This is a genomic window from Tistlia consotensis USBA 355 (assembly GCF_900177295.1).
In the GTDB taxonomy this organism is placed as follows: domain Bacteria; phylum Pseudomonadota; class Alphaproteobacteria; order Kiloniellales; family DSM-21159; genus Tistlia; species Tistlia consotensis.
In genome coordinates this window covers 1-5155 of sequence record NZ_FWZX01000042.1, presented here as the reverse complement: position 1 = coordinate 5155, position 5155 = coordinate 1, and the positions used below count along the sequence as shown (strand labels likewise).

General features: G+C 68.3%; 7 protein-coding genes. 2 read left to right on the top strand and 5 right to left on the bottom strand.

Annotated elements, in window-relative coordinates; genetic code table 11:
- From B9O00_RS33955 to B9O00_RS29380, 3 genes are all read right to left on the bottom strand, one after another.
- Window positions 1–206: biotin/lipoyl-containing protein (locus B9O00_RS33955; protein ID WP_235017225.1), on the bottom strand; the 206-nt coding region annotated here is incomplete at its 3' end.
- Between the two features lie 33 nt (window positions 207–239).
- Window positions 240–1415 carry a pyruvate dehydrogenase (acetyl-transferring) E1 component subunit alpha gene (pdhA, locus tag B9O00_RS29385; protein ID WP_085126523.1) on the bottom strand — a complete coding sequence of 392 codons (1176 nt, stop codon included), beginning with the start codon at window positions 1413–1415 and terminating at the stop codon, window positions 240–242.
- A 240-nt stretch (window positions 1416–1655) separates the two neighbouring features.
- Window positions 1656–2006: an FtsB family cell division protein gene (locus B9O00_RS29380; RefSeq protein WP_089229845.1), complete on the bottom strand. Its 351-nt coding sequence runs from the start codon at window positions 2004–2006 to the stop codon at window positions 1656–1658.
- Window positions 2007–2184: 178 nt separating this feature from the next.
- Here B9O00_RS29380 and B9O00_RS29375 point away from each other — a divergent pair, with 178 nt between their 5' ends.
- Complete coding sequence (locus B9O00_RS29375; RefSeq protein ID WP_200808702.1) at window positions 2185–2922, top strand: hypothetical protein; 738 nt, start codon at window positions 2185–2187, stop codon at window positions 2920–2922.
- Window positions 2923–2932: 10 nt separating this feature from the next.
- Entirely contained in the window at window positions 2933–3211 is a 279-nt protein-coding gene (locus tag B9O00_RS29370; RefSeq protein ID WP_085126521.1) for a hypothetical protein, read from the top strand.
- A 220-nt stretch (window positions 3212–3431) separates the two neighbouring features.
- On the opposite strand, the gene eno is transcribed toward B9O00_RS29370, so the two are convergent.
- Both eno and B9O00_RS29360 read right to left on the bottom strand, forming a co-directional pair.
- On the bottom strand, window positions 3432–4709 hold the full coding sequence (eno, locus tag B9O00_RS29365; protein ID WP_085126519.1) for a phosphopyruvate hydratase: 1278 nt from the start codon (window positions 4707–4709) through the stop codon (window positions 3432–3434).
- 120 nt (window positions 4710–4829) lie between these two features.
- A partial coding sequence (locus B9O00_RS29360) for a transposase (protein ID WP_143596398.1) occupies window positions 4830–5155 on the bottom strand: 326 nt, incomplete at its 5' end.

The following is a 5155-nucleotide window of genomic DNA, read 5'->3' as shown; positions in this document are numbered from 1 at the left end:
GGCACGCCCTCCGTGCCCTCCGCCACCACGATCTTGCCCAGCTTGCCCTCGTCGACCGCCTCGACCTCCATCGTCGCCTTGTCGGTCTCGATCTCAGCGATCACGTCGCCGGCTGAGATCGTGTCCCCCTCCTTGACCAGCCACTTCGACAGTGTGCCCTCGGTCATCGTCGGCGACAGCGCCGGCATCAGGATGTTCGTCGGCATCGTTTCTTCCCTCGCCCGTTTCGCTGCGCCGGCCTATTCCGCCGCCGTGTAGACGTCGGTCCAGAGCTCCGACGGATCGGGCTCGGGGCTGTTCTGCGCGAATTCCGCGGCGTCGGTGACGATCTCCTTGACCCGCTTGTCGATCTCCTTCAGCGCGGCCTCGTCGGCATGACCCTCCTGCAGCAGCATCTGGCGCAGCCGGTCGATCGGATCGTGCTCCGAGCGCATGCGCTGCACCTCCTCCTTGCTGCGGTACTTGGCCGGGTCCGACATCGAGTGGCCGCGGTAGCGGTAGGTCTGCATCTCCATGATGTAGGGCCCCTTGCCGGCGCGGACCTGCTCGATGACCTCCTGCCCGGCGTGGCGCACGGCCAGCACGTCCATGCCGTCGACCTGCAGGCCCGGGATGCCGTAGGCCTGGCCGCGGTGGTAGAGCTCCTGGGAGTTGGCGGCGGCGCGGGCCGTCGCGGTGCCCATGCCGTACTTGTTGTTCTCGATGACGTAGATCACCGGGATCTTCCAGAGCGCCGCCATGTTGAAGGACTCGTAGACCTGGCCCTGGTTGACCGCGCCGTCGCCCAGGTAGGTGACGCACAGCCCCGGCTCCTCCAGGTACTTCATGGCGAAGGCGACGCCGGTGCCGATCGGCACCTGGGCGCCGACGATGCCGTGCCCGCCGAAGAACTTGCGCTCCCGGCTGAACATGTGCATCGAGCCGCCCTTGCCCTTGGAGTAGCCGCCGCGCCGGCCGGTCAGCTCGGCCATCACGCCCTTGGCCTCCATGCCGGTCGCCAGCATGTGGCCGTGGTCGCGGTAGGAGGTGACGACCGCGTCGCTCGCGTCCGCCAGCGCCGACTGCATGCCGACGACCACCGCCTCCTGGCCGATGTAGAGGTGGCAGAAGCCGCCGATCAGGCCCATGCCGTACATCTGGCCCGCCTTCTCCTCGAAGCGGCGGATCAGCAGCATGTCCTCGTAGAGCTTGATCAGGAGCGCCCTGTCCTCGGCCTTGGCGCGCTCGGCGAGGCGCTCGACCGGGTGCTCCTTCCGCTCGGCCGCCCGGGTGACCGCCGAGCGGCCTTTGGCGCCGCCGCCGGCCCTGGTCTTGCGCTGGGCCTTCTGGGGGGCCTTCAGGGGGGCCTTGGGGGCCGATTTCGCGGCCGTCTTCGACCGCGCGGCGGAGCCGCCGCCTTGCTGAGAGGTCGCCATCTCGTCTCCCGGCGCTGCCGCGCTCTTCGACGGTCCGCCCCTCGTCTCCGGACCCCCACGGTCCGGGCGCGTCGGGCAGCCGTACGGTTCCCGGCAGACCGCGTCGGCGCCGTCCGCGCCGACCCGCAGCCTGCCGGCTGCGTTCCCTGCCGGGCAGACTAGAGCCAAGCGCCCGGCGACGCAAGAGACCGGCTAAAACATTGAAATTTTGTGGATTTCTTACAATTAACCGATAAACAGTTAATTGAGCTTCCCGGCACGCAGGTCGGCGCTCTCCGGGTGATCGTAGAAGATCACCACCTCGTCCTCGCGACCGAGGTTGATGAGGGCGCGGGCGCGCTCCTCCAGCATGTCGGGATCGAGGCTGTCGTCGCGCAGCAGCGAGACCCGCTGCTCGAGCTTCTGGCGCTCGGCCTTGAGCTCGGCGTGCAGGGTCTTGGCCTGCTCCAGCTCGCCGGTGACCCGCAGATAGGCCTGCAGGCCGCGGTCGCCGGTCATCATGTGGAAGCCGAAATAGGCCACGGTGGCGGCGGCGAGCCCCTGCCCCACCACCGGCCACGCGCGTCGCTTGATTTCGAGCCAGAGCGTCATGGCCGGGAGTGAATCACGGCCGCGACTCGGCGTCAAAAGGAAAGGCAAGGCTTTTTCCGGGCAGGCCCTTTTGCCGCCCCAGCGTGGCCGCCGGGACTCACAATTCGCGTTTTGGACTCACCGAAGACGCAGGGCAACTGACTGATGGTAAGCTCGTCGACCGGTCACAAGAGCGGCGATGGGATCAAAGACCGTGCCCAAAAATAAAAGCCGTGACCCTGGCCGAGACCCGCAGCCTCCTCATTCTGCTGAGGCGTATGGATCTGCAGACACTATGAAGACACCTAGCCTAGGCAGGCTGCTGGAGATCTCCGGCCCGCCCCTCTCGATCGCCGAACCGACCCTGTCCCCGTCCCTCTCGGCGGCGGCCGGTCCTCATGCCGGGGCGCTGCTCGACCTGCTGCGACGGCGCAACGGCTTCTACGCCTTCGAATCGGCGCTGCACGTCTTTCCGACCCACTCGGAGGGACCGGAGATCGGCCTCGACGCCTGGAACGCGCGCGAGAGCTGGCGCTCAGAGTACGGCGACCTCGCGCACGGCTGCCTGTTCTTCGCCGAGGACGTCTTCGGCTGCCAGTTCGCGATCACGCCCGACGGAATCCAAGTCTTCGACCCGGAGACCGGCGGCCGCACGCCTCTCGCCGACGACATGGAGCGTTGGGCACGGCTGCTGCTGCTGGATTTCCGCAAGCTGACCGGCTGGCCGTTCGCACAGGAATGGCAAAGCCGCCATGGGCCGATGCCCCCCGGAAAGCGGCTGACTCCCAAAATTCCGTTCGTGTTCGGCGGCGCCTTCGATCTCGACAACTTCTTCCTGCAGGATGCCGAGACGGGCATGCGGTTCCGCGGCAGGATCGCGACCCGGATCCGCGACCTGCCGGACGGAGCCGAGATCGAGTTCCAGGTCATCGACTAGGGGCCGAACCTTGTCCGCCTCTCCCTACCGCCGCTTCTGGTTCCGCTTCGCACCACTCGACCTGCCCACGCCGCTCAACCTGGGCTGCGGCGTGACCGCCATCGACGACGACGACGCTCTGTCGTTGCTCACACGACGGGTCTTCGCCGACGGTACGCTGCCGACCGTCGTCGAGTGCATCCGGGACGTCGACATCTGCACCCTCGACCCGGGTCACGTCCTACCGAATATGGGCGTCGTCGCCTGGCGCGGCGTCTGGTTCCCGCTTGGCTACAAGGAACCGGACTAGTCAGAGCGCCCTGCGGCTGTCCAGCCAGATCAAGGGAGCCCAGGACTGACTTTACAACTCCCCCGTCATCCCCGCGGAGGCGGGGATCCATAGGGACCTTCCGATCCCGCTCCGGTCGGAGTGTCGGCGCCAGGCGTTGCCTCACCATGGATTCCCGCCTTCGCGGGAATGACGACGGAGAGGCGGAACGACGCATCGGAGAAGCCGTCTCCTTCCCGCCCTACCGCCGGATCGCGCTCTTGCCGGCGTAGTGCGCCGCGCTGCCCAGCTCCTGCTCGATGCGCAGCAGCTGGTTGTACTTGGCGGTGCGGTCGGAGCGGGACAGCGAGCCGGTCTTGATCTGGCCGCAGTTGGTCGCGACGGCGATGTCGGCGATCGTCGTGTCCTCGGTCTCGCCGGAGCGGTGCGACATGACGATGCCGTAGGAGGCGCGCTTGGCCAGCTCGACGGTCTCCAGGGTCTCGGACAGGGTGCCGATCTGGTTGACCTTGACCAGGATGGCGTTGGCGACGCCCCTGGCGATGCCGTCGGCCAGGCGCTCGGGGTTGGTCACGAAGATGTCGTCGCCGACCAGCTGGACCTTGCCGCCCAGGCGCGCCGTCTGGGCCGCCCAGCCCTCCCAGTCGTCCTCGGCCAGGCCGTCCTCGATCGAGACGATCGGATAGGCCTCGCAGAGCTTCGCCAGGTGGTCGGTCAGGCCGGCGGCGTCGAGCTTCTTGCCCTCGCCGGCGAGGTCGTAGACGCCGTCCTTGAAGAACTCCGTCGCGGCGCAATCGAGGCCCAGGAAGACCTCCTCGCCGGCGCGGTAGCCGGCGGCCTCGATCGCCTGCATCAGCAGGTCGAGGGCCTGCTCGCTGGACTTGAGGTCGGGGGCGAAGCCGCCCTCGTCGCCGACGTTGGTCGAGAGGCCCGCGGCCTTCAGCTTGCCCTTGAGCGCCTGGAAGACCTCGGCGCCCATGCGCAGGCCCTCGGCGAAGGAGGGCGCGCCGGCCGGCAGGATCATGAACTCCTGGAAGTCGATGGCGTTGTCGGCGTGGGCGCCGCCGTTGAGCACGTTCATCATCGGCACCGGCAGGGTCCGGGCGTAGGCGCCGCCGAGGTAGCGGTAGAGCGGCAGGCCGGCCTCCTCGGCCGCCGCCTTGGCGACCGCCAGGGAGACGCCGAGCAGGGCGTTGGCGCCGAGCCGCGCCTTGTTCGGCGTGCCGTCGAGCTCGACCAGGGTGTGGTCGATGGCGACCTGGTCCTCGGCATCCTCTCCGCAGAGCGCATCGAAGATCTCGTGGTTGACCGCGTCGAGCGCCTTCAGCACGCCCTTGCCGCCGAAGCGGCGCTCGTCGCCGTCGCGCAGCTCGATCGCCTCGTGGGCGCCGGTCGAGGCGCCCGACGGCACGGCGGCGCGGCCGAAGGCGCCGCTGTCGAGCAGGACGTCGACCTCGACCGTCGGGTTGCCCCGCGAATCGAGGATCTCGCGGGCACGGATGTCGGCGATGGCGGTCATGGCGGGCGGCTCCTGGCGGCTGGTTTCGGCGCTGCGAAAACGCGGGCCGATGGATAGCCGGGCAGGCCGGAAGGAGCAAGCCCGTCCGAGGTCGCGGGGGGCGGCTAGAGCATTTTCCGATCAATCGCAGTCATATCCGGCGGCGGCGAAGTAGTTCTCGCATTCGGCCGGCGTGAAGATCTCGACGCCCTGGGCGATGGCCGTCCAGAGGTCGTCGACGGTCCTGGGAGCGAGCTTCTTGAGGAAGGCCTTGAACTTGGAGAAGGCCATCTCGATCGGGTTGAAGTCGGGGCTGTAGGCCGGCAGGAAGTGCAACTCGGCGCCGGCGCCTTCGATGGCTTGACGCACGGCGGCGCTCTTGTGGGCGGGCAGGTTATCCATGACGACGATGTCGCCGGCGCTCAGGCTCGGCACCAGGACCTGCTCGACATAAGCGAGGAAGGCCG